Raw genomic sequence first — 24,623 nt, 5'->3', positions numbered from 1 at the left:
ATGGATTCCGATTGTAGGTTTCCATGCTTCTTCTTTTTATATACATCCTTTGCTGGAAGGAATCTCAAAATGATGAATGTCGCGCCGTATGGCCATCTTAATGCTGCGGGCGAGGGCTTTAAAGATACCTTCTATCTTGTGGTGCTCGTTAGTTCCTTCGGCTTTGATATGGAGGTTCATGCGGGCAGAATCGCTTAGCGATTTAAAGAAATGGAGGAACATCTCGGTAGGCATGTCGCCAATCTTTTCGCGGGTGAAGGTGGCATCCCATACCAGCCAGGCTCGTCCTCCGAAATCGAGCGAAACCATGCACTGGCAGTCGTCCATGGGCAGGCAGTAGCCGTAACGTTCAATGCCTCTCTTGCTTCCTAATGCTTTGTACAGACATTCTCCTAGGGCGATGGCTGTATCTTCAATGGTGTGGTGTTCGTCCACTTCCAGATCACCGTCTACGTGGATGTCCAGGTCGATGCCGCCGTGCTTACCAATCTGTTCCAGCATGTGATCAAAGAATCCCAATCCGGTATGGATATGGCAAGTGCCGTTTCCGTCCAGGTTCACCCGGATACGGATATCGGTTTCCTTGGTTTTGCGGCATACCTCAGCAGTACGTTCACCGGCAAAAAGAAACTCTGCCACGCGGTCCCAGTCGGTGGTAGCTAATACGCACGTGTCTTCCAGTCCTTTTTCACTCAGCAGATTTTTATCCGGTTGCAGCAGGATGGCCTTGCAGCCTAAGTTCTTGGCTAGCTCTACGTCGGTTGCGCGGTCGCCAATTACAAAGCTTCCGGCCAAGTCGTATTCCGGATTGTTCAGGTAGCCCGTGAGCATACCGGTGCGTGGCTTGCGGGTAGGAGCATTGTCTTCCGGGAAACTCCGGTCGATAAGGATGTTGTCAAATTCAATACCTTCGTTTTTGAATGACTGAAGTATCAGGTTGTGTACGGGCCAGAATGTGTCTTCCGGAAAAGAGTCAGTACCTAATCCGTCCTGGTTGGTCACCATGACAAACTCAAAATCCAGTTTTTGGCGGATAAAGTAAAGGTTGCGGAACACCTTCGGATAGAATTCCAGTTTCTCGAATGCATCCAACTGGTAATCTACGGGCGGCTCGATGACGAGAGTACCGTCGCGGTCAATGAACAATACTTTTTTCATGCTTCCTCCTCCTTGTAGTTTTTCAGGGCTTCCAGCAGAGTATCGTTCTCCGGACGTGTGCCGATGGTGATGCGCAGACAGTCCTGACAAAGCGTGACACTACTACGGTTGCGGACGATGATACCCTTGTCCACCAGGTAGTTGTAGATTTTCTTGGCATCACTGACTCGTGTCAGAAAGAAATTGGCATCAGTAGGATAGATACGTCGGCAGCAAGCAAGCTTCTGGAATTCCTGCATGAGACGGGTACGTTCGTGAAGTAAGGATTCTACCCACTGCTGTACCTGATAATGCTTTTCAATCATGTGGATGGCTTCCTGCTGGGTCAGCCGGTTCACGTTGTATGGATATTTGATTTTATTCAGTAGGTTGATGATTTCCTGAGAAGCGAAAGCCATGCCCAGACGGATACCGGCGCATCCCCATGCCTTGGAGAAAGTCTGAAGAATAATAAGGTTTGGAAATTCATCGAGTTGTTGCAGGAACGATGCCTCACTGGAGAAATCAGCGTATGCCTCATCCAGAATAACCAGTCCTTCAAATGAGCGAAGCAGGGTAAGAATCTCTTCCCGGTACAGACGGTTTCCCGTCGGGTTATTGGGCGAACAGAGGAAAATCAGTTTAGTGTGTTCGTCGGCAGCGGCCAGCAAGTCGGCAGCTTTGAACTGAAAGTTTTCATCCAACTGTACTTTCCGGTATTCTACATCGTTTACTTCGGCACATACCTGATACATACCGTAAGTCGGGTCGATAGCCACTACGTTATCAATGCCCGGACGGCAGAAAGCACGGAAAGGAAGGTCGATAGCCTCGTCGCTTCCATTGCCTAAAAAAATGCGGTCTGGCGATACCTTTTTTACTCTTCCAATCAAGCCTTTTAATTCTCTCTGGAGCGGATCAGGATAACGGTTGTTGGGGGTATTGTAGGGATTTTCATTGGCATCCAGAAATACGGAAGCCTCTTTCCCGCTATATTCGTCGCGTGCCGAAGAGTAAGGCTTCAGAGCCCAGATATTCGGTCGCGTAAGTTCTTTCAATGGTTTCATAGTTACTTATTTAAACGTACGGATACTGCATTTTTGTGCGCGTCGAGTTGTTCGTTGGTTGCCATGACTTCAATGGCCGGACCAATCATGGCAATACCTTCGGGTGTAATTTCCTGGAAGGTAATTTTGCGGATGAAGCTGTCCAGGCTAACTCCGCTGTAGGCCTTGGCATAACCGTTGGTAGGAAGAGTATGGTTGGTGCCCGAAGCATAGTCGCCCGCACTTTCCGGAGAATAATAGCCTAAAAATACGGAACCCGCATTGACAATGCGTTCGCTGATTTCCAGGTAGTCCTTGGTTTCGATTATCAGGTGCTCGGGAGCATATTCGTTGGTCATTTCTACGGCTTCATCCATATTCTTTACTAAAATCAGTTTGCTGGCAGCTAAGGAGCGACTGGCAATTTCCTTTCGGGGAAGTTGGGCCAGCTGGCGTTCTACTTCTTCTGTCACCGCCTTCAGCAAAGTTTCGCTGGTAGTAATCAGGATGGCCTGGCTGTCAGTGCCGTGCTCTGCCTGTGAAAGTAAATCGGCAGCAACAAAGACCGGATTGGCTGTTTCATCGGCCAGTACCGCTACTTCAGAAGGCCCGGCCGGCATGTCGATGGCTACGTCGCGCAAGGAAACCTGTTGTTTGGCGGCAGTGACATACTGGTTGCCCGGACCGAATATCTTGTATACTTTGGGAATACTTTCCGTGCCATAGGCCATAGCTCCGATAGCCTGTACCCCGCCGGCTTTGAAGATACGGCTGATACCTGTCAGTTTGGCTGCATAGAGAATGGCCGGATGAATCTTTCCTTCCTTGTCAGGAGGAGTGCAGAGAATGATTTCCTTGCATCCGGCAATCTGTGCCGGAGTAGCCAGCATCAGGACGGTGGAGAAAAGAGGAGCTGTTCCACCGGGAATGTACAATCCCACTTTCTCAATGGCTACCGCTTTCTGCCAGCAAGTTACACCCGGAAGTGTGGTGATTTTCTTTCCCTGGAATACCTGTGCGGTGTGGAATGTGCGGATGTTGTTATAAGCCAGTGTGATGGCCGCCTTCAGTTCGATGCTGACTTTCTTTTCTGCTTCGGCAATTTCTTCCTCGCTTACCAACAGGGAGTTCAGTCGCACCTTGTCGAACTTTTCTTCGTATTCCAGCACGGCTTTATCACCTTCAAATTTGATGCGGTTTAATATTTCGAGTACGGTTTCCCGCAATGATTCCGTTTGAAGCGTCGGACGTTTCAGTAAGTCCGCCCATGTATTTCTTTCGGGATAAGTAATGATGTTCATAGTAACAATCTTTGTGATGAGGTTCTGAAAATCAAAGTATCATTTTCTCTATGGGCAGCACCAGGATACCTTGTGCACCGATGGCTTTCAGCTTGCCGATGATTTCCCAAAAACATTTCTGATCGAGAACAGTGTGAATGCTGCTCCAGCCTTCTGTAGCCAATGGCATGATGGTCGGACTCTTCACACCGGGAAGAACGGTTACGATTTCCTGTACCTTGTCGGTCGGTACATTCATCAGCACGTATTTCTTGTCTTCAGCGGTTTTGACTGCATTGATGCGGAACAGCAGTTCCTGAAGTATTTCCTTCTTTTCGTCTGACATGTGCTTGTTTCCGATGAGCAGCGCTTCGCTCTTCATTACCACTTCCACCTCCTTCAGGTTGTTGCTGATAAGGGTAGAGCCGGAGCTGACAATATCGAAGATGGCATCTGCCAGACCGATGGCCGGAGCAATTTCCACCGAACCGGTGATGACGTGAATGTCGGCTTCAATGTGCTGTTGTGTCAGGAAGTTTTTCAGGATATTGGGATAGGAGGTGGCAATCTTTTTTTGATTGAACCATTCCAGTCCGTTGTATTCCGTTTCTTTGTGAATAGCCAGTGACAAACGGCATTTGCTGAAGCCCAGGCGGTGCACGATTTCCGCTTCTTCGGCACGTTCCACGAATTCGTTTTCTCCTACAATACCTAGGTCGGCCACGCCGTTGGCCACACATTGTGGGATGTCATCGTCGCGCAGGAACAGTACTTCTACCGGAAAATTGCTGGATTGTGTCAGCAAGGTGCGTTTGGAGGTAGATAACTTGATGTCTGCTTCAGTAAACAGGGCCATTGTGTCTTCGAACAAGCGCCCTTTGGATTGTACGGCAATTCTTAACATATTGTTCTAAGTTTTTAAAGTGTCAAATAAAAAAGGCTTACCGAGGAATAAATTCTTACGGCAAGCCTTTGTGTAATCTTATCTCTTGTAACTGCACGCGTCGTCAGCCTACCGTGTGAACCGTTAGGTAATGATGATGGCGATGATGTACAGTATTTAAAATCATAATTATCGTTCTTTTGTTGCGACAAAAATATTGGATAAGAATTAAAAAAGCAAATATTTATCAGAAAAAACTCGCTTTTGCTGTCAAATTTGTAAAGATTCCTTTTCTTTTTCTGTATAACAGCCTTTGAAGTACATTTCCTTTTCTGCTTTTTCCCTTGGGAAAATGAAATAGGTGCAGACGGCCTTGGTGCAGACTTCATCCTGTGCATTGTAGATTTCGGCTTCAATGAACACAAAGTTCCGTTTCTGCTCCTTGATTCTTCCTCTGAGGGTAAGGTGAGAGTCGGTCGTGTGGATGGGTTTCAGGTATTGAGTTTCCATGCGCGAAGTCACTCCTGCTGTCTGAAGCTTGCGGGCAATCACCCAGGCACATATTTCATCCAGCAAGGTGGCCTGAATACCTCCGTGCAGGGTGTTCAGCCAGCCTTGAAAGCGGGCTTCAGGCACCCATTTGCTCACAATCTCGTCTCCGTCTTCATAGAACTCCATTTTCAGGCCCGACTCGTTGTTGGGCGCACAGCCGAAACAGAAGTATCCTTCCATTCCTTCCCATGGATTGATGATTTTTTCCATGACGGCTGAGTTTTAGATAGTATAGTCCACGCAGGCGCGGTTTTCCTTGGCCTCTTTCAGAATGCCAGCTGCGGCTACGTGTGCCGGATGGATGGCATAAGCCTTCACGTCGTCCAGCGTATCGAAACTGCTGTCCAGACAGATGTCCCATACTTCTGCCGGGTTTTCATTCAGTCCTACATGAATGTCACGAATAAAGGGAATAGTGGCCGGAAGAGCCTCGATGGCAGTCTTGAAACGGTTCATAATGTCGGTTTTTTCTGCCGGAGAAAGGGTTTCTTTCAATTTAAATAAAACAATGTGCTTGACCATGTTTGTTTGTTTTTATGATTTTCGTATCTTTGAATATTGCAAATATAGAAATTAATTATTGAAACAAGTTATGATTATCATTGGAATTGCAGGAGGAACAGGCTCCGGTAAAACAACTGTAGTGAGAAGGATTATCGAAAGTCTGTCGGAGAATGAAGTGGCAGTGCTTCCGCTTGATTCATATTATAAGGACAGCAGTCATGTGCCCGTGGAAGAACGACAGAATATCAACTTTGACCATCCTTCGGCGTTCGACTGGGATTTGCTTTCCAAGCATATTTCCATGCTGCGTAAGGGAGAAGCCATTGAACAGCCTGTATATTCCTATCTTACCTGTACGCGCCAGAAAGAAACCGTGCATGTAGAACCCCGTAAGGTCATCATCATCGAAGGTATTCTGGCCTTGAGCGACCGCAGGTTGTGCAAGCAGATGGACCTGCGTATTTTTGTGGATGCCGATCCGGACGAACGTCTTATTCGTGTCATCCAGCGGGATGTGATAGAACGCGGACGTACGGCTGAGGCAGTGATGGAACGTTATGTGCGTGTGTTGAAACCCCTGCACCTGGAGTTTATCGAACCGGCCAAGCGAATTGCCGACCTGATTGTGCCGCAAGGAGGTCATAATGAAAAGGCCATCGAGATTCTGAAGATGTACATTGAACGAATCGTAGACAAATGAAAGGCTGGATAACGGGGCTGTGCTGTGTGCTGGCCCTTTTTTTGTTTTTTTCGTGCGGCTCTGAGAAAAAAGCGGAAGAGACTGCCGTCGATTTACCGCAGATTCAGGAAAGAAAGGAACTGGTGGTGCTGACTGTCAACAGTTCCGTGTCTTATTTCCATTATCGTGGTGAACCCATGGGATTCCAGTACGAACTGGCCCAGCAGTTTGCCAAGTCGCTGGGACTCGATCTGAAGGTGAAGGTTGTGAAAGACGAAGAGCAACTGGTCAGCAGTCTGCTCAAAGGAGAAGGTGATTTGGTTGCCTACAACCTGATTATTACCAACCCGCTGAAAGACAGTTTGATTTATTGCGGTGAAGAAGACATTACGCGGCAGGTAATCATACAGCGAAGAGGGAAAAAAGCCTTGAAAGACGTTACGGAACTGGTAGGAAAGAAAGTCTATGTCAACTCCGGAAAATACCGTACCCGTCTGGAGAATCTGAACCGCGAACTGGGAGGAGGAATCGATATTTGTGAGATTTCCTCCGACAGTGTGTCTTCGGAAGACCTGATTACCTGGGTGGCAGAGGGGCGTATTGACTACACGGTGGCTACAGATGAGATTGCCCGCATCAACCGCACCTATTATCCGGTGCTTGACATTAACCTGGCCATCAGCTTCGACCAGCGTTCTTCGTGGGCTGTGCGGAAAACTTCTCCTTTGCTGGCAGAGGCTGCTGATAAATGGCATCGCGAAAACATCAATTCACCGGAGTTTCGTGCCAGTGCCCGCCGTTATTTTGAACTGGCCAAGCGTCCGGCACACGGAGCCATTCTTTCCGTAAAAGACGGTAAGATTTCCCACTACGATGATTTGTTCCGGCATTATGCCAAGGAAATAGGCTGGGACTGGCGACTGTTAGCCTCGCTGGCCTATACCGAATCGAACTTTAATCCGAATGTCGTATCATGGGCCGGAGCCAAGGGGCTGATGCAGCTGATGCCGGCTACGGCACGTGCCATGGGAGTGCCGCCGGGCAAAGAGCAGGACCCGGAAGAAAGTATCAAGGCTGCTGTAAAATACATTGCCGGAATGCAGCGTACGTTTAGTAAAATCACGGATAAGGAAGAACAGGCCAAGTTCATATTGGCCGCTTATAATTCTGGTATCGGCCATGTGACTGATGCTATGGCATTGGCCGAGAAATACGGGCGCAACCGCTATATCTGGGAGCATCATGTGGCTCACTTTATGTTGTTGAAAAGCAACAAGGAGTACTATCAGGACCCTGTCTGTAAGAACGGATATGTGCGTGGAAGCGATACCTATGAGTTTGTGCATGAAATACTGGCACGTGCGGAGCTTTACCGAAAGAAGATAAGGAAATAAGCAACTGAAAAGTTGGGTTTTATAAATAGCCTGAAGTTTTTGCGGAAGCTTCAGGCTATTTTTTGTGTCTCCCGTTGCGGAAACGTAAGTTTCTCAGTGCGGAAATATAGGTTTCCCTATCGGAAACCGTACGGTTTATGTGGGGGAAACGTAGAAAACTTTTCAGCAGTCTGCTTTTTCTTTTAGGAAGTTTGCAAAATATAATAAGAGTCATTGTCTCTCCTAAATTTTTTTAGTTTTAGTAAGCAGATAGCTAAAATGGAGGGTATGCTTGATAAAAATTGCTTTTTCTGTTGCATTCTATAATTTTATTCGTGATTTTGCGAACAACAAACGGAAGAGGTGAAAATGGTAAGAAAAAACTATTCAGAAGAACAGGAGAAAATGGCTCGCTTTGCCAAGGCCATGGGGCATCCGGCTCGTATAGCCATACTTCAATTTTTGGCTTCGCAGGAATGTTGCTTTTTTGGCGATATTCACGAAGAACTGCCCATAGCCAAGGCTACGGTGTCACAGCACTTGAAGGAATTGAAAGAAGCCGGGCTGATTCAGGGAGAGATTGAAGCACCTAAGGTGAGGTATTGTATTAATAAGGAGAACTGGAAACTGGTTAAAAGAATGTTTGCCGATTTCCTGGACCAGCCGATATGTAAAAAAGAGAGCTGTTGCGAATAAGCTCTTTTTTTGCTGTGTTTGTTCGTTGTTTTGCGAATTACTAATAATAGACATTGAAGAACGATGAAAAAGATGGTATGTCTTCTGTCGGTATGCTTGGCATTGGCCGCATGTGGGATGCAGGGCAGAAGTGAAAAAGAAATTCAAACAAGTGACAAAGTGGTGGTCGAAAACAGTGAGGTAACTGCTAAAGATCATGTAGAAGTATTGTATTTTCATGGGAAACAGCGTTGTGCCACATGTATAGCCATTGAAAATAACACTTTGGCTGTGATGAAAGAGAATCTTTCGGAACAGGTAAAGAAGGGGGAAGTGGTGTTCAAGGTGATAGACATCAGCAAGAAGGAAAATGAGAAGATAGCCGAAAAATATGAGGTTACCTGGTCGTCACTGTTTGTGGTGCGCTACAAGAACGGGCAGGAGACTGCGGAAAATATGACTCAGTTTGCTTTCGGGAATGCCCGTAAATCGCCGGAGGTGTTCAAGGAAGGACTGGTGAAGACTGTCAATGACATGCTGAAATAATAAGGAGAAACTATGGACTGGTTACAGACATTGTTGGACAACAGTTCCACTCCTGTATGGACGGCGTTTCTGCTTGGGCTGCTGACCGCACTTTCGCCTTGTCCGCTGGCGACCAACATTGCAGCCATTGGCTTTATCGGGAAAGACATAGAGAACCGGAAGCGTATTTTTCGGAACGGTGGCTTTTTTCATTATCTTGTCGGGTTATTTGTTTAATTTTTTTCTTTAATTTATCATTGTTACATATATGAGAGTATTGATTCTTTGTACAGGAAATAGTTGCCGTAGCCAGATGGGCCACGGCTTTTTGCAGTCGTTCGATAAAAATATAGAAGTGTATTCGGGTGGAACAGAGCCTGCCGCACAGGTAAATGCCAAGGCTGTGGAGGTAATGAAAGAAGTCGGAATTGACATCAGTTCGCATGTGCCGACTCACGTGAATACCTACCTTGACCAGGAGTGGGATTATGTGATTACCGTTTGCGGAGGGGCGAATGAAAGTTGTCCGGCATTTACCGGAAAAGTCGGCAAGCGTCTTCACATCGGTTTTGACGACCCTTCGCATGCCACCGGGACTCCGGAATTTATTGAAGCAGAATTCCGCCGTGTGCGGGATGAGATTAAGAATGCCTTCGCCCGTTTCTACATTACGGAAATCAGAAAAGAAGACTTGCCCGCCTGTTCTTGCGGGGGTGGCTGTTAATTGTGGTCAGTCGGTTTCCATTTTACTCTATTTTTTTCTTATTTCTTTTATATAACCTTTTTTTCTTATAAATTTGCAGCCTAAATTTGGGAGGTTACTTCCTGAATGATTAGAAATTAGATAAAAACCACATAATTATGAGTAAGAAGTTTACTGAATATTCTCAGCTCAACTTGTCAGAAATAAACAAGGAGGTGCTGAAAAAATGGGATGAAAACGATGTGTTCTCTAAAAGTATGACAGAACGTGAGGGGTATCCTTCTTTCGTGTTCTACGAAGGTCCTCCCTCGGCTAACGGTATGCCGGGTATTCACCACGTGATGGCACGTACAATTAAGGATACATTCTGTCGTTTCAAGACCATGAAAGGTTTCCAGGTGAAGCGTAAAGCTGGATGGGACACACACGGACTTCCGGTGGAACTGGGAGTGGAAAAGGCACTTGGAATCACCAAAGAGGATATCGGTAAAACGATTTCGGTGGCAGATTACAACAAGCATTGCCGCACGGATGTCATGAAGTTCACCAAAGAATGGACTGACCTTACCCATAAGATGGGTTACTGGGTAGACCTGGAAAATCCGTACATTACTTACGATAACCGTTACATTGAAACTTTGTGGTGGCTGTTGCAGCAACTTTATAAGAAAGGTTTGCTGTACAAGGGATATACCATCCAGCCGTATTCTCCGGCAGCAGGTACAGGCTTGAGCTCACATGAGTTGAACCAGCCGGGATGTTACCGCGACGTGAAAGACCTTACCGTGGTAGGTCAGTTCAAGATGAAGAATCCGAAGCCGGAAATGGCAGAGTGGGGTACACCTTACTTCATTGCATGGACTACTACTCCGTGGACATTGCCTTCAAATACGGCACTTTGTGTGGGCCCGAAGATTGACTACGTAGCTGTTCAGACTTACAATGCTTATAATGGAGAAAAGATGACGGTGGTACTTGCCAAACCTTTGCTCTATACGCATTTCAATAAAAAAGCAGAAGACATTGCACTGGAAGACTACAAGCCGGGTGATAAACTGATTCCGTTCAAGGTGGTAGGCGAGTACAAGGGTACTGACCTGGTTGGTATGGAATACGAGCAGCTTATCCCATGGGTGAAACCAGTGGAAGCTGCAGAAGACGGTTCCTGGAAAGAAGCTTCGGCTAAAGCATTCCGTGTCATCCCGGGTGATTATGTCACTACAGAAGACGGTACGGGTATCGTACACATTGCACCGACATTTGGTGCGGACGATGCGAACGTGGCTCGTGCAGCAGGTATTCCTTCGTTGTTTATGATTAACAAGAAAGGCGAAACTCGTCCGATGGTTGACCTGACCGGTAAGTTCTACCTGATGGAGGAACTGGATGAGGCTTTCGTAAAAGAATGTGTCGATGTAGAAAAATACAAGGAATATGAAGGCCGTTGGGTGAAGAATGCATACGACCCGCAGTTCACTGTAGACGGAAAATACGATGAAAAGGCTGCACAGGCTGCTGAATCGCTCGACGTATATATCTGCATGATGCTGAAACAGCAGGGACTGGCATTCAAGACTGAAAAGCACGTGCACAACTATCCGCACTGCTGGCGTACCGACAAACCGGTGTTGTACTATCCGCTGGATAGCTGGTTTATCCGTTCTACTGCTTGCAAGGACCGTATGATTGAGTTGAACAAGACGATCAACTGGAAACCTGAATCAACTGGTTCTGGACGTTTCGGCAAGTGGTTGGAAAACCTGAATGACTGGAACTTGAGCCGTTCACGCTACTGGGGTACTCCGCTGCCTATCTGGAGAAGTGAGGATGGCGAAGAAATCTGCATTGGTTCAGTAGAAGAACTGTACAACGAGATTGAAAAATCTGTTGCAGCTGGCTTCATGACAGAAAATCCGTATAAGAAATTAGGATTCCAGCCGGGTGTATATAACAAGGAAAACTACGATAAGATTGACTTGCACCGTCCGTATGTAGACGACATCATCCTGGTATCTGCTTCAGGCAAACCGATGAAGCGTGAATCAGATTTGATTGACGTATGGTTTGACTCAGGTGCTATGCCGTATGCACAGTTGCACTATCCGTTCGAAAACAAGGAACTGGTAGATTCACGCAGCTACTATCCGGCCGACTTCATCGCGGAAGGTGTGGACCAGACTCGTGGATGGTTCTTTACATTGCATGCCATCGCTACAATGGTGTTCGACAGTGTGGCTTACAAGAACGTGATTTCAAATGGTCTGGTACTCGACAAGAATGGAAACAAGATGTCTAAGCGTCTGGGTAATGCTGTAGATCCGTTCGGTGCCATCGAGAAGTTTGGTTCTGACCCGTTGCGCTGGTACATGATTACCAACTCTTCTCCATGGGACAACCTGAAGTTCGATACAGACGGAGTGGATGAAGTACGTCGTAAGTTCTTTGGAACATTGTATAATACTTACTCATTCTTTGCACTGTATGCCAATGTAGACGGCTTTACATACGCTGAAGAAGACGTGCCGATGAACGAACGTCCGGAAATTGACCGTTGGATTCTTTCACTGTTGAATTCATTGATTAAGAATGTGGATGCTTGCTTTGCCGATTACGAACCGACAAAGGCTGGCCGTCTGATTACAGACTTCGTAAACGATAACTTGAGTAACTGGTACGTGCGTCTGAACCGTAAACGTTTCTGGGGTAGTGCCATGTCAACTGATAAGTTGTCTGCTTACCAGACCTTGTACACTTGCTTGGAAACGGTAGCTAAGCTGATGGCGCCGATTGCTCCGTTCTATGCAGATCGTCTGTACATGGATTTGATTGCGGTGACCGGACGTGACCAGGTCGTATCTGTTCACCTTGCCAAGTTCCCGGTAGCCGATGAAAACCTGATTAATGCAGAACTGGAAGCTCGTATGCAGATGGCACAGGATGTGACTTCTATGGTATTGGCTTTGCGTCGTAAGGTCAACATCAAGGTTCGTCAGCCGTTGCAGTGTATCATGATTCCGGTAGTAGATGAAGCGCAGAAGCAGTATATCGAAGCCGTGAAGGATCTGATCATGAACGAGGTGAACGTGAAAGAAATCAAGTTCGTGGATGGTGCGGCAGGCGTACTGGTGAAGAAAGTAAAATGCGACTTCAAGAAACTGGGCCCGAAATTCGGAAAACAGATGAAGGCTGTGGCTGCAGCTGTGGCAGGTATGTCGCAGGAAGCTATTGCTGAACTGGAAAAGAACGGAAGTTACACCTTCCAGCTTGACGGAGCTGATGCGGTGGTAGAAGCTGCTGACGTGGAAATCTTCAGCGAAGATATTCCGGGATGGCTGGTAGCCAACGAAGGCAAACTGACCGTAGCACTTGAAGTGACTGTGACCGATGAGCTCAAACGTGAAGGTATTGCCCGCGAACTGGTGAATCGTATTCAGAATATCCGTAAGAGCAGCGGTTTTGAAATTACTGACAAGATTGCCATCGTGCTGTCAAAAAAATCAAATACCGATGACGCGATAAATGAATATAATACTTATATTTGCAACCAAGTGCTGGCTAACTCACTGACACTGGCCGATGAAGTGGCAGACGGCACTGAACTTAACTTTGATGACTTCTCGTTGTATGTAAATGTAACGAAGCTGTAATATGAACCCATCCACCCGGCTTTAGTCGGGTGGATACTATTATTAACTTAAAACTTAAGCACTATGGCTGAAAAAACAAGGTATTCTGACGCAGAACTTGAGGAATTCCGCGCCATTATCATGGAGAAACTTCAGCTCGCGGAACGCGACTATGAGAAACTGAAAAGTAGTATAATGAACACAGATGGTAACGATACTGACGATACATCTCCTACATATAAAGTGCTGGAAGAAGGTGCCAATACCTTATCGAAAGAAGAAACTACTCGTCTGGCTGCCCGTCAGCTGAAGTTCATTCAAAACTTGCGTGCGGCACTGGTCCGTATTGAAAACAAAACTTACGGTATCTGTCGCGAAACTGGTAAATTGATTCCCGCTGAGCGCCTTCGTGCTGTTCCTCATGCTACATTGAGCATCGAGGCCAAGCAGCAGGGAAAGAAGTAACGAAATGAATTTTTAATTGAAGATTGGGAGTTGAAAATTGAGAAACGGGACTTTTCAAAGTGATCCATTTTCAATTTTCAGTTCTCAATTTTTTTGAATACAAATTGCAAATTGAAGAAGATGAAAAGATTTTTCACTCAGGGACGTCTGGTTACTCTTGTGGTGGCAGGAGTGCTGATTATCGACCAGCTTATCAAAATTGCGGTGAAGACAAACATGTATTTGCATGAAAACATTCATGTGACCGACTGGTTTTATATTTATTTCACGGAAAACAACGGTATGGCTTTTGGTCTGGAGATTTTTGCCAAACTGTTCCTGACACTTTTCCGTATCGTGGCTGCCATATTGATTACGGTTTATCTGGTGAAACTGGTGAAACGGACGGACAAGGCGAAGAATGGCTACCTGGTTTGTCTCTCCTTGATTCTGGCCGGTGCGGTGGGTAACATCATCGACTGTGTGTTCTATGGAGAGATATTCAGCGAGAGCACGCATTCGCAGATTGCTTCGTGGGTTCCGCTGGGCCAGGGATATTCCGACTGGTTGCATGGCAAGGTGGTCGATATGTTCTACTTCCCGATTATCGATACCTACTGGCCAGACTGGATGCCTTTTGTAGGAGGTGATCACTTTATTTTCTTCAGTCCCATTTTTAACTTTGCCGATGCGGCTATCAGTTGCGGCATCATCGCCTTGCTTATTTTCTATTCGCATTACCTGAATACGGAAACTTCTCATAAAGAGGTCAAAAAATGAAACGAATATCGCTTATAGGAGTGACCATGCTGGCGTTGTGCGGCATGTGGAGTTGTGGCAAGAAAGTGCCGGAAGATATTATCCAGCCGCAAGCCATGGAGAACCTGCTTTATGATTATCATCTGGCGACTACGATGAGTAATGATTTGCCTTACGATGAGAATTACAAGAAACAGGCTTATCTGGCATACGTGTTTCAAAAGCATGGAGTAACGGAGGCAGAGTTTGATTCGTCCATGGTGTGGTATTCGCGCCACAGCGACGAGATGAATACGATTTATCAGAATCTGCAGAAGCGCATGGAGACTACTGCCGAGCTGCTGAAAAAACAGACAGTACGCAGCAGCGGGGAGGTGACGGTTTCATTGTCGGGTGATACGGTGGACCTATGGCAAGACCGTACCATTTATTGGCTGACTTCTTCTTCACTTACCAATAAGGTGACTTTCGATTTGAAGGCCGACACTTCGTTCCACGAGAGGGACAAGATGGTGCTGGAAGCTAATTTCTCTTTCCTGCCCAAAGGCAAGCGTGAAGGTAAGGTCGTGATGGCAGTGAACCTGGCATTTGATAACGACAGTACGCAAGGAATCAGTCGGGTGGTAGAGGCTTCGGGCATACAGCGTCTGATGCTTCGTCCGGATTCCGCATTCAAGTACAAGAGCGTGACCGGATTCATGTATTACACCGGAAAAGACCACTCATCAGCTTTGATCAGCGATATACGTCTGATGCGTTATCGCATGCGTGAAGAGAACTTGCCGCAGCAGAACGATTCTGTGGCTGTGAAGGCCGATACGCTTGCTCCGAACGATACCCTTCGTAGGGTGAAGCGGCAGGAAATTACCAAACGTTGATACTTATGCAGTATTATGCATCTCATTATCTCTGGCATGCGGGGCAGGACAAACTGTTCCGCATGCAGCGTATAGGGCTGGAAGTATCGGGGCATACCTGGGTGTCGATGGAGCCTTTGGAAGAAGAAGTCCGGAATACCCAGTGGCTGGGCGGGCTGATTATTCTGGCAGCTTCTGCTCCGGAATTAAGGAAAGACGAAACATTTCAGGAATTTCGTGCGCGGACGGCTTCTGCAGTGGTAGGAGACCAGCCGCTTTATGCTTTCCATGTGTCGTTTTTTGACTTGCAGAAGATGGCATTCACCGACCGGAGCCGCCTGGTACGTTTATGACAGACGGCGACGGAATTCCGCACACACGATGGCAGTAGCCACCGCTACGTTCAGCGATTCGCTGGTTTCTTTTCCTTGCGGGTAGTTGGGAATCAGCAGTTTCTGAGAAACAAGATTTTCAATTTCCTTGCACACCCCGTTTCCTTCATTACCCATCACGATAACCCCTTGTGCCGATAATTTCTGCGAATAGATGTTTTTCCCGTCCAGGAAAGTACCGAATACCGGCACGTTTCTTTTTGTCTGCACGCGAATGAACTCTTTCAAATCGCAGTAATGTAGCCTGACACGTGCCAGAGCTCCCATTGTGGCTTGTACGGTTTTCGGATTAAAGGCATCGGCAGTACCTTGCGAACAGAAAATATCCTCTATGCCAAACCAGTCGGCAATGCGGATGATGGTACCCAGGTTGCCCGGGTCTTGCACGTCATCCAGTGCCAGGCAGAGCGAATGGCCCGGCAAAGAATCGTCGTAGGTATAAGAAGGCAGGTCGAATACGGCCAGCACCTCTTGCGGAGTTTTCAGCAGGCTGGCACGTGCCAGTTCCTCCGCGCTTACTTCAATGGTTTCCTGAGCAAGCAGAAGCGGATGAGTTTCCAGCCACTGTGCCGTAGCAATCAACAGCTTGCATGAAAAGTGTCCCAGCAGGTCGTTGACCAGTTTGTTACCTTCGGCTAAGAAAGCTTTTTCTGCTTTCCGGTATTTTTTCATCTCCAATGACCGGATATATTTGATTCTGTTTTTGCTCAGCATAGTGTGACGGGGATTTTTAATTATATTTTAAGAACAAAGCTAAGAAGATATTTTTAATATTGCCTATCTTTGCATATAAAATTTTGCATATAGTTTCAGTTTGTATGAAGATAATCCCCCGTATCTATATCGGCCTGCTTGTTCTGTTGCTTTTTCTGAGCGGATGTTCGGTCAGTAAATTCATTCCTGAGGGGCACTATCTTCTGGACAATGTAAAAGTAGAATCAGACAACAAGGAAATCAAGTCATCCCAGATGAATGTGTATCTTCGCCAGACACCCAATGCCAAGTGGTTCAGTCTGGTGAAGCTCCCTATGTACATTTACGGAGCAGCCGGCAAGGATTCCACAAAGTGGATCAACCGTTTCCTGTACCGTATGGGAGATGCTCCCCGTATTTATGACCCGAAACTGGCCGAAGAAACCCGCTTGCAGATAGAACAGGCGGTGCGCAACATGGGATATATGAGCGGACAGGTGAGTATGCACACGCAGGTGAAGGGGAAAAAAATCAAGGTCGGCTATCAGATTCATTCCGGTGAGCCTTATCTGATTTCGCATGTGGCATACGATATTGCCGACTACCAAATACATGATTACCTGATGGCAGATTCAGCCCGTTCTTATCTGAAGTCCGGTTCCCGTCTCGACGTAAACAAGCTTGATGAGGAGCGCGACCGCATCACGCAGTATCTTCAGAACCGGGGCTATTATCGTTTCAACAAAGACTTCATTACGTATCAGGTAGATACCATGCGTAACTCGCGCAATGTCGACTTGATTATGAAGTTGCATCCTTATCGCCGGAAAAAGGAAGATCCCCCTTCACCGCATCGCCAGTATTATGTACGCAATGTAGATTTCATGTTCGATGTGGACTTTGCAGAACTGACTTCCGGCAGACTGAAAGGAATTGATTCTCTTCGTTCGGGCGGGGTGAATTTCTTCTACAAGGATAAGCTGTTCTTACGTCCGCAGGTCATCAGCGACTATAATTATCTGAAATCCGGAAATCTTTATCGTACCCGCGATGTGCAGAGCACCTATTCTGCATTGGGACGTCTTAATATCCTGAAATATTCCAACATCCGTTTCCGTGAAGAGCTGGAGGCTGATTCGGCTTATCTGGATGCCTATGTCATGCTTACCCGCAACAAGAACAAGTCGCTTTCCTTTGAAATTGAAGGAACCAACTCGGCTGGCGACTTGGGAGCTGCCGCTTCCGTAGCTTATTCTCACCGGAACCTATTCAAGGGGTCTGAAACCTTCACCTTTAAGTTGCGTGGAGCATACGAAGCCGTTACGGGCCTGGAAGGATATGCCAACAGCAACTACCTGGAATATGGAGTGGAAGCCAGCTTGAGCTTTCCGGAATTCATGTTTCCCTTCCTTTCGTCTGATTTCCGCCGTCGGAGCCGTGCTACTTCCGAGGTGACGATGAAATACAACTGGCAGATTCGCCCGGAGTTTGAGCGTACGGTAGCTTCTGCGGCCTGGAGTTACCGTTGGGGAAAGCGGGGAGCGACCCATCGTTTCGATGTGTTCGACCTGAACTACATCTACATGCCCTATCGTTCGGAAACTTTCCGTGAATACCTGGACTATATGGACGAAAGAAACCCCTTGCTGCGCTATAGCTATGAAGATTTGTTCATTGTGCGCCTGGGGTATACGTATACTTACAACAGCTCGGGTGCCACCACACTGAAAACGTCGCAACGCAATTCTTACTCCATTCGTTTCAATATCGAAGAGTCGGGTAACCTGTTGTATCTGTTTTCGCGGATGATTAACGGCCGTCCGAAAAACGGAGAAGCCTATCAGATGGCCAACATCAGCTTTGCACAGTATGTAAAGACAGATTTCGACTATGCCAAGAACTTTATGATTGACGACCGTAATGCCCTGGTGTTCCATGTGGGAGTGGGAGTGGCCGTGCCGTACGGAAACTCCAAGAGTCTTCCGTTTGAAAAGCTCTATTTTTCCGGAGGTGCCAACAGTGTGCGTGGATGGAGCGTCCGCTCGCTGGGACCGGGCGGTTACCGTGGCGACGGAAACAGTCTGGATTATGTGAACCATACCGGTGACATCAAGCTCGACCTGAACCTGGAGTATCGCACCCATCTGTTCTGGAAACTGAACGGTGCGGCATTTGTGGATGCCGGAAACGTGTGGACCATCCGTAACCGGGAAATGCAGCCCGAAGGACTCTTCAAGTTCAACCGTTTCTATAAGCAGCTGGCCGTGGCCTACGGATTAGGATTGCGTTTCGACCTGGACTTCCTGATTATCCGTTTCGACGGAGGTATGAAGGCCATCAATCCGATGTACACCGGGCGCGACCGTTATCCGATTATTTCTCCTGATTTCAAACGCGACTTTGCGTTTCATTTTGCAGTAGGTTATCCCTTTTAATATCATCTATTATTATATGGACAAGAATGTATATACCATTGAAGAAGTAGACCAGCTGAAAGCCTGGGCAGAGCAGACCGAGTTTCCGGCAGAGATGCAGCTGGACAAGGCTATCTATATACCCGATGTCAAAGAAACCGTACGCCGGTTAGTCATGCAGGCCTACGTATGTTATGAGAATCCGCGCTTGCAGGGTTGTCTTCGTTTGCTGGAGCGTATCAAGGCACGGATAGAAGAAGAGAAAAGAAGCTAGATACGGCTAAAATTGCCGGCTTTCTTTCATATTTGCAAAAAAAATACGAAATTTGCACAGCAATAATAAAGATTAATTCATACACCTTTATAAAAATAACAATTATGACAAAAAGTGCATTACAAATCGCAAGAGCTGCTTACCAGCCGAAATTGCCGAAAGCGTTGACTGGTGCTGTAGTAGCTAAGGAAGGCGAACCGACTCAGTCTGTAGCCGATCAGGAAGAAATCAAGAAGCTGTTCCCGAACACATACGGCATGCCGTTGATCCAGTTCGTGGAAGGTGAAGCAAAAGAATTTGCTCCGATGAACGTCGGCGTAATCTTGTCTGGTGGACAGGCTCCTGGTGGCCACAACGTAATCTCAGGTTTGTTCGACGGTATCAAGAAGCTGAATCCGGCTAACAAACTGTACGGTTTTATCCTGGGTCCTGGCGGTTTGGTTGACCACAACTATATGGAACTGACAGCTGATATCATCGACGAATACCGTAACACCGGTGGTTTCGATATTATCGGTTCAGGACGTACCAAACTGGAAAAAGAAGAACAGTTCGAAAAAGGATACGAAATCCTGAAAGAACTGGGCATCAAGGCACTGGTAATCATCGGTGGTGACGACTCTAACACTAACGCTTGCGTATTGGCTGAATACTATGCTGCCAAGAACTACGGCGTACAGGTAATCGGTTGTCCGAAGACTATCGACGGTGACTTGAAGAACGACATGATTGAAACTTCATTCGGTTTCGATACTGCCTGCAAGACTTACTCAGAAGTTATCGGTAACATCGAACGCGACTGTAACTCAGCTCGTAAATACTGGCACTTCATCAAGTTGATGGGACGTTCTGCTTCTCACATCGCACTGGAATGTGCTTTGCAGACTCAGCCGAACATCTGTATCATCTCAGAAGAAGTAGAAGCTAAGAACATGTCTTTGGATGACATTGTTACTTACATCGCTCAGGTAGTTGCCGACCGTGCTGCTGCCGGAAACAACTTCGGTACTGTATTGATTCCGGAAGGTTTGATTGAATTCATCCCTGCCATGAAGCGTCTGATTGCTGAATTGAACGACTTCCTGGCTGCTAACGGTGAAGAATTCAACAGCATCAAGCGTTCTAAACAGCGCGAATACATCATCAGCAAGCTGTCTCCTGAAAATGCTGCTATCTATGCTTCTCTGCCGGAAGGCGTAGCTCGTCAGTTGTCACTCGACCGTGACCCGCACGGAAACGTACAGGTTTCTTTGATTGAAACTGAAAAGCTGTTGTCTGAAATGGTAGCTACTAAGCTGGCTGCATGGAAAGAAGAAGGCAAGTTCGTAGGTAAGTTTGCTGCTCAGCACCACTTCTTCGGTTACGAAGGACGTTGCGCTGCTCCTTCTAACTTCGATGCTGACTACTGCTACTCTTTGGGTTACACTGCATCTATGCTGATTGCTAACGGTAAGACTGGTTACATGTCTTCTGTACGTAACACTACAGCTCCTGCTGCAGAATGGATTGCAGGTGGTGTGCCTATCACTATGATGATGAACATGGAACGTCGTCACGGTGAAATGAAACCGGTTATCCAGAAAGCACTGGTGAAACTGGATGGTGCTCCGTTCAAGGCATTCGCTGCCGTACGCGACACTTGGGCTAAGGAAACAGCTTACGTATATCCGGGTCCTATCCAGTACTTCGGTCCTACAGAAGTTTGCGACCAGCCTACTAAGACGCTGCAGTACGAACAGGCAAAATAATTTGATTCCTGAATTCCCGGAAGGGAACTTTCTATAGGAAAATTAATTTAGCGAAGAATCAGGCCGACCGAAAGAGGGCCGGATTCTTCGCTATTTGTTGAAACAAGCTCAACCGGTTCTGCCGGTACATCTGTTGAAATTTTCTATAAACCTTATTTGAGATGACAAAGAAATCACCCATTCTCGCGGTGAACGAGCCCGTGAAAAAAACAACCCGCAAGCGTCCTGCGCCCCGAAAAGCGACAGGCAGTAAGAAGACCGCTTCCGGAAAAACGTCGGGCAGGAATTCCAAAGGGAAGAAAACCATCCGTCGCTGGCAGATGCCCTCGTGGTGTTACTATCTGCTGCTCGGTTTCATTGGAGCCTGTTTTGTCATCTGTTTTTACTATTTCTTTATTCGTCCGTACGCCTACCGCTGGAAACCCTGCTATGGCATGAAAGCATACGGAGTATGTCTGCCATACGGATTTGAGGTGCACGGTTTCGACGTATCCCACCATCAGGGACAGATAGACTGGAACGAACTGCAGAAAACCCAGACAGCCCCTTTCCCTGTACGTTTCGTATTTATGAAAGCTTCCGAGGGAGGTGATTTCAGCGATACAGCCTTTATCCATAATTTCGATGAGGCCCGCAAGCACGGATTTATCCGCGGAGCCTATCATTTTTACAATCCCAAGACAGACGCTTCCCGCCAGGCCGATTTCTTTATCCGCTCCGTGAAACTGGAATCGGGCGACCTGCCTCCGGTGCTCGACATCGAGGTGAGGGGAGAAGATGAGAAAAAGCTTCGCCGCGACTTGAAAGTCTGGTTGGATAAAATCGAAAACTATTATCGCGTAAAACCGATTCTCTATACCTCTTACAAATTTAAGACCCGTTACCTGAACGATTCCGTTTTCAACTCTTATCCGTACTGGATAGCCCATTATTATGCCGACTCGGTGGAATACAAAGGGCAGTGGCGTTTCTGGCAGCATACCGATGTGGGACGTTTGCCGGGCATCCGTGAGGATGTGGACCTGAATGTGTTCAACGGCACGCTGGATGAGCTGAAGCGCATGACGATACCCTGATTCAGAAAAAATTCTTACCATACAGACAAACAAAAACCCTCCGCAGGTATCCTTTTGAGGAAATCTCTGCGGAGGGTTTGTTTTTATATAGAAGATAGGGAAACCCCGCTGACTTAGTTGCGGAACTTCAATGCATCTCCTTCGCGTTCTACGATGATCGGTTTTTCGCGGTTCACTTCCTGTGACAGAAGCTTCTTTGACAAATCGTTCAGCAAGTAGCGCTGGATGGCACGTTTCACCGGACGTGCACCGAATTCAGGATCGTAACCGGCAGTAGCCAGGAAGTCTACAGCAGCATCTGTCATCTGCAAAGTCACTCCGTTGCCTTCCAGCATCTTCCGGATACCGTTGATTTGCAGGCGTACAATCTGTTCGATTTGCGGCTTGTTCAGCGGCTGGAACATGATGGTTTCGTCAATACGGTTCAGGAATTCCGGACGGATGGTCTTCTTCAGCATGTTCATCACCTCTTTCTTGGTCTCTTCTACAATCTGGTCGTGATTCTGGTCGTTAATCTTCTCGAACTGACTCTGAATGTAGGCACTTCCCAGGTTAGAAGTCATGATGATGATGGTGTTCTTGAAGTTCACCGTACGTCCCTTGTTGTCGGTCAGACGTCCGTCGTCCAGTACCTGCAACAAGATGTTGAACACATCCGGATGAGCCTTCTCGATTTCATCGAACAGCACCACAGAGTACGGTTTCCGGCGCACGGCTTCGGTCAGCTGACCACCTTCATCGTAACCTACGTATCCCGGAGGCGCACCAATCAGACGTGACACGGTATGCTTCTCCTGATACTCACTCATGTCGATACGCGTCATCAGCGATTCATCGTCGAACAGGTATTCTGCCAGTGCCTTGGCCAGCTCGGTCTTACCCACACCCGTCGTACCCAGGAAGATGAACGAACCAATCGGACGTTTCGGGTCTTGCAATCCGGCACGGCTACGGCGTACGGCATCGGCCACGGCTTCGATGGCTTCGTCCTGTCCGATAACCCGCTTGTGCAGCTCATCTTCCAGGTGAAGCAGCTTCTCTCTTTCGCTTTGCAGCATCTTGCTTACCGGTATGCCCGTCCAGCGGGAAACTACATCGGCGATGTCTTCAGCCGTTACCTCTTCCTTAATCAAGGCACTGTCACCCTGCTTCTTCTTCAGGTCTTCCTGGATAGACTTGATTTCATTCTCCAGTGCCTGAAGCTTTCCGTAGCGGATTTCAGCCACCCGTCCGTAATCACCTTCACGCTCTGCCTTGTCGGCTTCGAACTTCAGTTGTTCGATTTCCTTCTTGTTCTGCTGAATCTTGTTCACCAGTTCTTTCTCACTCTGCCATTTAGCCTTGTAAGAAGTCTCCTGTTCCTTCAGTTCTGCAATCTCCTTGTTCAGTTGAGCCAGTTTAGCCTCGTCCTTTTCACGCTTGATAGCCTCACGTTCAATTTCGAGCTGCTTCAACCGACGTTCGATTTCATCCAGTTCTTCTGGAAGCGAATCACGCTCCATACGCAGTTTGGCAGCCGCTTCATCCATCAGGTCGATGGCCTTATCCGGCAAGAAACGGTCGGAAATGTAACGGTTGCTCAGTTCCACTGCCGCGATGATGGCTTCGTCTTTGATACGCACCTGATGGTGGTTCTCGTAACGCTCCTTCAGTCCACGCAAGATGGAGATAGAGCTGGCCGTATCCGGTTCGTCTACCATAACTGTCTGGAAACGACGTTCCAATGCCTTATCCTTTTCGAAATACTTTTGGTATTCATCGAGGGTAGTGGCACCGATGCTCCGCAGTTCACCACGGGCCAGGGCCGGTTTCAGAATGTTGGCGGCATCCATGGCACCTTCCCCTTTTCCGGCACCCACCAGCGTGTGGATTTCATCGATAAAGAGGATGATGTTTCCGTCGGACTTCGTCACTTCGTTGATAACCGATTTCAGACGTTCCTCAAATTCACCTTTGTATTTGGCACCTGCAACCAGCGCACCCATATCCAGTGAGAACAGCTGCTTGTTCTTCAAGTTCTCCGGCACATCTCCACGCAGGATTCGCTGTGCCAGTCCCTCTACGATGGCCGTCTTACCCGTACCCGGTTCACCAATCAGAATCGGGTTGTTCTTCGTACGTCGGCTCAGAATCTGCAGTACCCGTCGGATTTCCTCGTCACGGCCGATAACCGGATCAAGTTTTCCGCTTCGTGCAGCTTCAATCAGGTTGATGGCATATTTGTTTAATGACTGATAGGTATCTTCGCTCGACTGTGAGGTGACTTTCTGTCCCTGACGCAGTTCCTGAATGGCAGCCCGCAGTTCCTTGTCGGTAAGGCCCGCATCTTTCAGGATGGTGGCCACCGTACTTTTCACGTTCAGCAGTGCCAGCAGCAAGGCTTCCAGTGACACATATTCATCACCCAGTTCCTTAGATACTTCCACGGCTTTCTGCAATACCTCGTTGGCACTCCGGCTCAGGTAAGCTTCCCCACCTGAAACTTTCGGCAGTGAGGCGATTTGCCGGTCGAGTACGGTTTCTATCTGCTGGCCGTTTATGCCGAGTTTCTGGAAAATGAAGTTCGTTACATTTTCGCCCACTTTCAGCAAACCTGCCATCAAATGTTCCGGCTCGATGGCCTGCTGTCCGCGGCTCTGTACCAGGTTTACCGCTTCCTGCACTGCCTCTTGCGATTTGATTGTAAAGTTGTTAAAGTTCATAAATGGTCTCCTTTCTCGTTATTAGTTGTGGTTTCTTATTATTTTCACTTTTTACGCTTAGTGTTATTCAAATTCTTTGCCAGCGTCTGCCGGAGACGAAAACCTGACGATTTGTCACTTGACTGCGCTTCTATACTGAAAATCTGTCATTTATGGTTCGCTTTTTGTCAGTCGGTCCTGGCGTAAGTACATTGCGTTTGAAACGTCAAAGAGTTTTTCCTGAAACGCAAGTACGTTTTACTTCAAACGCCTTTACATTTTACCTGAAACGCACTTGCGTT

Annotated in this window: 22 protein-coding genes and 1 pseudogene; 15 read left to right on the top strand and 8 right to left on the bottom strand. The window is 47.3% G+C overall.

Features of this window, described 5'->3' with window-relative positions:
• Positions 1-36: 36 nt before the first annotated feature.
• The 6 genes from hisB to WKT20_RS03500 all read right to left on the bottom strand — a co-directional run bounded on the left by hisB (position 37) and on the right by WKT20_RS03500 (position 5,420).
• A complete protein-coding gene (gene hisB / locus WKT20_RS03525; RefSeq protein ID WP_117700566.1) occupies positions 37-1,158 on the bottom strand; it encodes a bifunctional histidinol-phosphatase/imidazoleglycerol-phosphate dehydratase HisB in 1,122 nt (373 codons plus the stop codon).
• A complete protein-coding gene (gene hisC, locus WKT20_RS03520) occupies positions 1,155-2,204 on the bottom strand; it encodes a histidinol-phosphate transaminase (RefSeq protein ID WP_340416841.1) in 1,050 nt (349 codons plus the stop codon). The genes hisB and hisC overlap by 4 nt, the downstream gene beginning before the upstream one ends.
• Before the next feature lie 2 nt (positions 2,205-2,206).
• On the bottom strand, positions 2,207-3,484 hold the full coding sequence (hisD, locus tag WKT20_RS03515; protein ID WP_340416840.1) for a histidinol dehydrogenase: 1,278 nt from the start codon (positions 3,482-3,484) through the stop codon (positions 2,207-2,209).
• 31 nt (positions 3,485-3,515) lie between these two features.
• Positions 3,516-4,367: an ATP phosphoribosyltransferase gene (gene hisG, locus WKT20_RS03510; RefSeq protein WP_117700569.1), complete on the bottom strand. Its 852-nt coding sequence runs from the start codon at positions 4,365-4,367 to the stop codon at positions 3,516-3,518.
• Positions 4,368-4,616: 249 nt separating this feature from the next.
• Positions 4,617-5,108 (bottom strand): PaaI family thioesterase, encoded by a 492-nt coding sequence (locus WKT20_RS03505; RefSeq protein ID WP_340416839.1) that lies wholly within the window; start codon positions 5,106-5,108, stop codon positions 4,617-4,619.
• Between the two features lie 12 nt (positions 5,109-5,120).
• The gene (locus WKT20_RS03500; protein WP_007561709.1) at positions 5,121-5,420 is read right to left on the bottom strand and encodes a Dabb family protein; all 300 of its coding nucleotides are present in this window, start codon (positions 5,418-5,420) and stop codon (positions 5,121-5,123) included.
• A 70-nt stretch (positions 5,421-5,490) separates the two neighbouring features.
• Between WKT20_RS03500 and udk the strand changes: the two genes are divergently transcribed.
• The 11 genes and pseudogenes from udk to WKT20_RS03445 all read left to right on the top strand — a co-directional run bounded on the left by udk (position 5,491) and on the right by WKT20_RS03445 (position 15,396).
• Positions 5,491-6,102, top strand: a complete 612-nt coding sequence (gene udk, locus WKT20_RS03495) for a uridine kinase (protein ID WP_340416838.1) — start codon at positions 5,491-5,493, stop codon at positions 6,100-6,102.
• Positions 6,099-7,475 (top strand): MltF family protein, encoded by a 1,377-nt coding sequence (locus WKT20_RS03490; RefSeq protein ID WP_118243829.1) that lies wholly within the window; start codon positions 6,099-6,101, stop codon positions 7,473-7,475. Before udk ends, WKT20_RS03490 begins: the two co-directional genes overlap by 4 nt.
• Before the next feature lie 348 nt (positions 7,476-7,823).
• On the top strand, positions 7,824-8,150 hold the full coding sequence (locus WKT20_RS03485; protein ID WP_270652990.1) for an ArsR/SmtB family transcription factor: 327 nt from the start codon (positions 7,824-7,826) through the stop codon (positions 8,148-8,150).
• 63 nt (positions 8,151-8,213) lie between these two features.
• Positions 8,214-8,675 carry a nitrophenyl compound nitroreductase subunit ArsF family protein gene (locus tag WKT20_RS03480; RefSeq protein ID WP_182425063.1) on the top strand — a complete coding sequence of 154 codons (462 nt, stop codon included), beginning with the start codon at positions 8,214-8,216 and terminating at the stop codon, positions 8,673-8,675.
• Between the two features lie 12 nt (positions 8,676-8,687).
• A pseudogene (locus tag WKT20_RS03475) lies at positions 8,688-8,855 on the top strand (aromatic aminobenezylarsenical efflux permease ArsG family transporter); the annotation flags it as partial.
• Between the two features lie 67 nt (positions 8,856-8,922).
• Positions 8,923-9,378, top strand: a complete 456-nt coding sequence (locus WKT20_RS03470) for an arsenate reductase ArsC (RefSeq protein WP_270652991.1) — start codon at positions 8,923-8,925, stop codon at positions 9,376-9,378.
• A 137-nt stretch (positions 9,379-9,515) separates the two neighbouring features.
• Positions 9,516-13,004, top strand: a complete 3,489-nt coding sequence (gene ileS, locus WKT20_RS03465; RefSeq protein ID WP_340416837.1) for an isoleucine--tRNA ligase — start codon at positions 9,516-9,518, stop codon at positions 13,002-13,004.
• Between the two features lie 63 nt (positions 13,005-13,067).
• Positions 13,068-13,448: a TraR/DksA family transcriptional regulator gene (locus tag WKT20_RS03460; RefSeq protein ID WP_007561736.1), complete on the top strand. Its 381-nt coding sequence runs from the start codon at positions 13,068-13,070 to the stop codon at positions 13,446-13,448.
• Positions 13,449-13,568: 120 nt separating this feature from the next.
• Complete coding sequence (locus WKT20_RS03455; RefSeq protein ID WP_340416836.1) at positions 13,569-14,207, top strand: lipoprotein signal peptidase; 639 nt, start codon at positions 13,569-13,571, stop codon at positions 14,205-14,207.
• The gene (locus WKT20_RS03450) at positions 14,204-15,064 is read left to right on the top strand and encodes a DUF4296 domain-containing protein (RefSeq protein WP_340416835.1); all 861 of its coding nucleotides are present in this window, start codon (positions 14,204-14,206) and stop codon (positions 15,062-15,064) included. The genes WKT20_RS03455 and WKT20_RS03450 overlap by 4 nt, the downstream gene beginning before the upstream one ends.
• 5 nt (positions 15,065-15,069) lie before the next feature.
• On the top strand, positions 15,070-15,396 hold the full coding sequence (locus WKT20_RS03445; protein WP_007561746.1) for a hypothetical protein: 327 nt from the start codon (positions 15,070-15,072) through the stop codon (positions 15,394-15,396).
• Here the strand turns inward: WKT20_RS03445 and WKT20_RS03440 are convergent.
• Positions 15,391-16,149, bottom strand: a complete 759-nt coding sequence (locus tag WKT20_RS03440; RefSeq protein WP_340416834.1) for a TrmH family RNA methyltransferase — start codon at positions 16,147-16,149, stop codon at positions 15,391-15,393. The genes WKT20_RS03445 and WKT20_RS03440 overlap by 6 nt on opposite strands.
• 104 nt (positions 16,150-16,253) lie before the next feature.
• Between WKT20_RS03440 and tamL the strand changes: the two genes are divergently transcribed.
• The 4 genes from tamL to WKT20_RS03420 all read left to right on the top strand — a co-directional run bounded on the left by tamL (position 16,254) and on the right by WKT20_RS03420 (position 21,640).
• Positions 16,254-18,563 (top strand): translocation and assembly module lipoprotein TamL, encoded by a 2,310-nt coding sequence (gene tamL, locus WKT20_RS03435; protein ID WP_340416833.1) that lies wholly within the window; start codon positions 16,254-16,256, stop codon positions 18,561-18,563.
• Positions 18,564-18,579: 16 nt separating this feature from the next.
• The gene (locus WKT20_RS03430) at positions 18,580-18,816 is read left to right on the top strand and encodes a DUF6965 family protein (protein ID WP_117700579.1); all 237 of its coding nucleotides are present in this window, start codon (positions 18,580-18,582) and stop codon (positions 18,814-18,816) included.
• 104 nt (positions 18,817-18,920) lie between these two features.
• The gene (locus WKT20_RS03425) at positions 18,921-20,564 is read left to right on the top strand and encodes a diphosphate--fructose-6-phosphate 1-phosphotransferase (RefSeq protein ID WP_007561750.1); all 1,644 of its coding nucleotides are present in this window, start codon (positions 18,921-18,923) and stop codon (positions 20,562-20,564) included.
• A gap of 161 nt (positions 20,565-20,725) precedes the next feature.
• Positions 20,726-21,640 (top strand): glycoside hydrolase family 25 protein, encoded by a 915-nt coding sequence (locus WKT20_RS03420; protein WP_040312857.1) that lies wholly within the window; start codon positions 20,726-20,728, stop codon positions 21,638-21,640.
• A 113-nt stretch (positions 21,641-21,753) separates the two neighbouring features.
• Here WKT20_RS03420 and clpB read toward each other — a convergent pair whose 3' ends face one another.
• Complete coding sequence (clpB, locus tag WKT20_RS03415; RefSeq protein WP_007561753.1) at positions 21,754-24,342, bottom strand: ATP-dependent chaperone ClpB; 2,589 nt, start codon at positions 24,340-24,342, stop codon at positions 21,754-21,756.
• Positions 24,343-24,623: the final 281 nt, after the last annotated feature.

The organism is Phocaeicola sp. ICN-14070, from assembly GCF_037892625.1.
GTDB classification, from domain to species: domain Bacteria; phylum Bacteroidota; class Bacteroidia; order Bacteroidales; family Bacteroidaceae; genus Phocaeicola; species Phocaeicola plebeius.
This window is presented reverse-complemented; position numbering and strand designations above follow the sequence as displayed.

Bases quoted from the DNA above. Each gene is read 5' to 3' on its own strand.
- hisB (WP_117700566.1), bottom strand. From the start codon at position 1,158: ATGAAAAAAGTATTGTTCATTGACCGCGACGGTACTCTCGTCATCGAG.
- hisC (WP_340416841.1), bottom strand. From the start codon at position 2,204: ATGAAACCATTGAAAGAACTTACGCGACCGAATATCTGGGCTCTGAAG.
- hisD (WP_340416840.1), bottom strand. From the start codon at position 3,484: ATGAACATCATTACTTATCCCGAAAGAAATACATGGGCGGACTTACTG.
- hisG (WP_117700569.1), bottom strand. From the start codon at position 4,367: ATGTTAAGAATTGCCGTACAATCCAAAGGGCGCTTGTTCGAAGACACA.
- WKT20_RS03505 (WP_340416839.1), bottom strand. From the start codon at position 5,108: ATGGAAAAAATCATCAATCCATGGGAAGGAATGGAAGGATACTTCTGT.
- WKT20_RS03500 (WP_007561709.1), bottom strand. From the start codon at position 5,420: ATGGTCAAGCACATTGTTTTATTTAAATTGAAAGAAACCCTTTCTCCG.
- udk (WP_340416838.1), top strand. From the start codon at position 5,491: ATGATTATCATTGGAATTGCAGGAGGAACAGGCTCCGGTAAAACAACT.
- WKT20_RS03490 (WP_118243829.1), top strand. From the start codon at position 6,099: ATGAAAGGCTGGATAACGGGGCTGTGCTGTGTGCTGGCCCTTTTTTTG.
- WKT20_RS03485 (WP_270652990.1), top strand. From the start codon at position 7,824: ATGGTAAGAAAAAACTATTCAGAAGAACAGGAGAAAATGGCTCGCTTT.
- WKT20_RS03480 (WP_182425063.1), top strand. From the start codon at position 8,214: ATGAAAAAGATGGTATGTCTTCTGTCGGTATGCTTGGCATTGGCCGCA.
- WKT20_RS03470 (WP_270652991.1), top strand. From the start codon at position 8,923: ATGAGAGTATTGATTCTTTGTACAGGAAATAGTTGCCGTAGCCAGATG.
- ileS (WP_340416837.1), top strand. From the start codon at position 9,516: ATGAGTAAGAAGTTTACTGAATATTCTCAGCTCAACTTGTCAGAAATA.
- WKT20_RS03460 (WP_007561736.1), top strand. From the start codon at position 13,068: ATGGCTGAAAAAACAAGGTATTCTGACGCAGAACTTGAGGAATTCCGC.
- WKT20_RS03455 (WP_340416836.1), top strand. From the start codon at position 13,569: ATGAAAAGATTTTTCACTCAGGGACGTCTGGTTACTCTTGTGGTGGCA.
- WKT20_RS03450 (WP_340416835.1), top strand. From the start codon at position 14,204: ATGAAACGAATATCGCTTATAGGAGTGACCATGCTGGCGTTGTGCGGC.
- WKT20_RS03445 (WP_007561746.1), top strand. From the start codon at position 15,070: ATGCAGTATTATGCATCTCATTATCTCTGGCATGCGGGGCAGGACAAA.
- WKT20_RS03440 (WP_340416834.1), bottom strand. From the start codon at position 16,149: ATGCTGAGCAAAAACAGAATCAAATATATCCGGTCATTGGAGATGAAA.
- tamL (WP_340416833.1), top strand. From the start codon at position 16,254: ATGAAGATAATCCCCCGTATCTATATCGGCCTGCTTGTTCTGTTGCTT.
- WKT20_RS03430 (WP_117700579.1), top strand. From the start codon at position 18,580: ATGGACAAGAATGTATATACCATTGAAGAAGTAGACCAGCTGAAAGCC.
- WKT20_RS03425 (WP_007561750.1), top strand. From the start codon at position 18,921: ATGACAAAAAGTGCATTACAAATCGCAAGAGCTGCTTACCAGCCGAAA.
- WKT20_RS03420 (WP_040312857.1), top strand. From the start codon at position 20,726: ATGACAAAGAAATCACCCATTCTCGCGGTGAACGAGCCCGTGAAAAAA.
- clpB (WP_007561753.1), bottom strand. From the start codon at position 24,342: ATGAACTTTAACAACTTTACAATCAAATCGCAAGAGGCAGTGCAGGAA.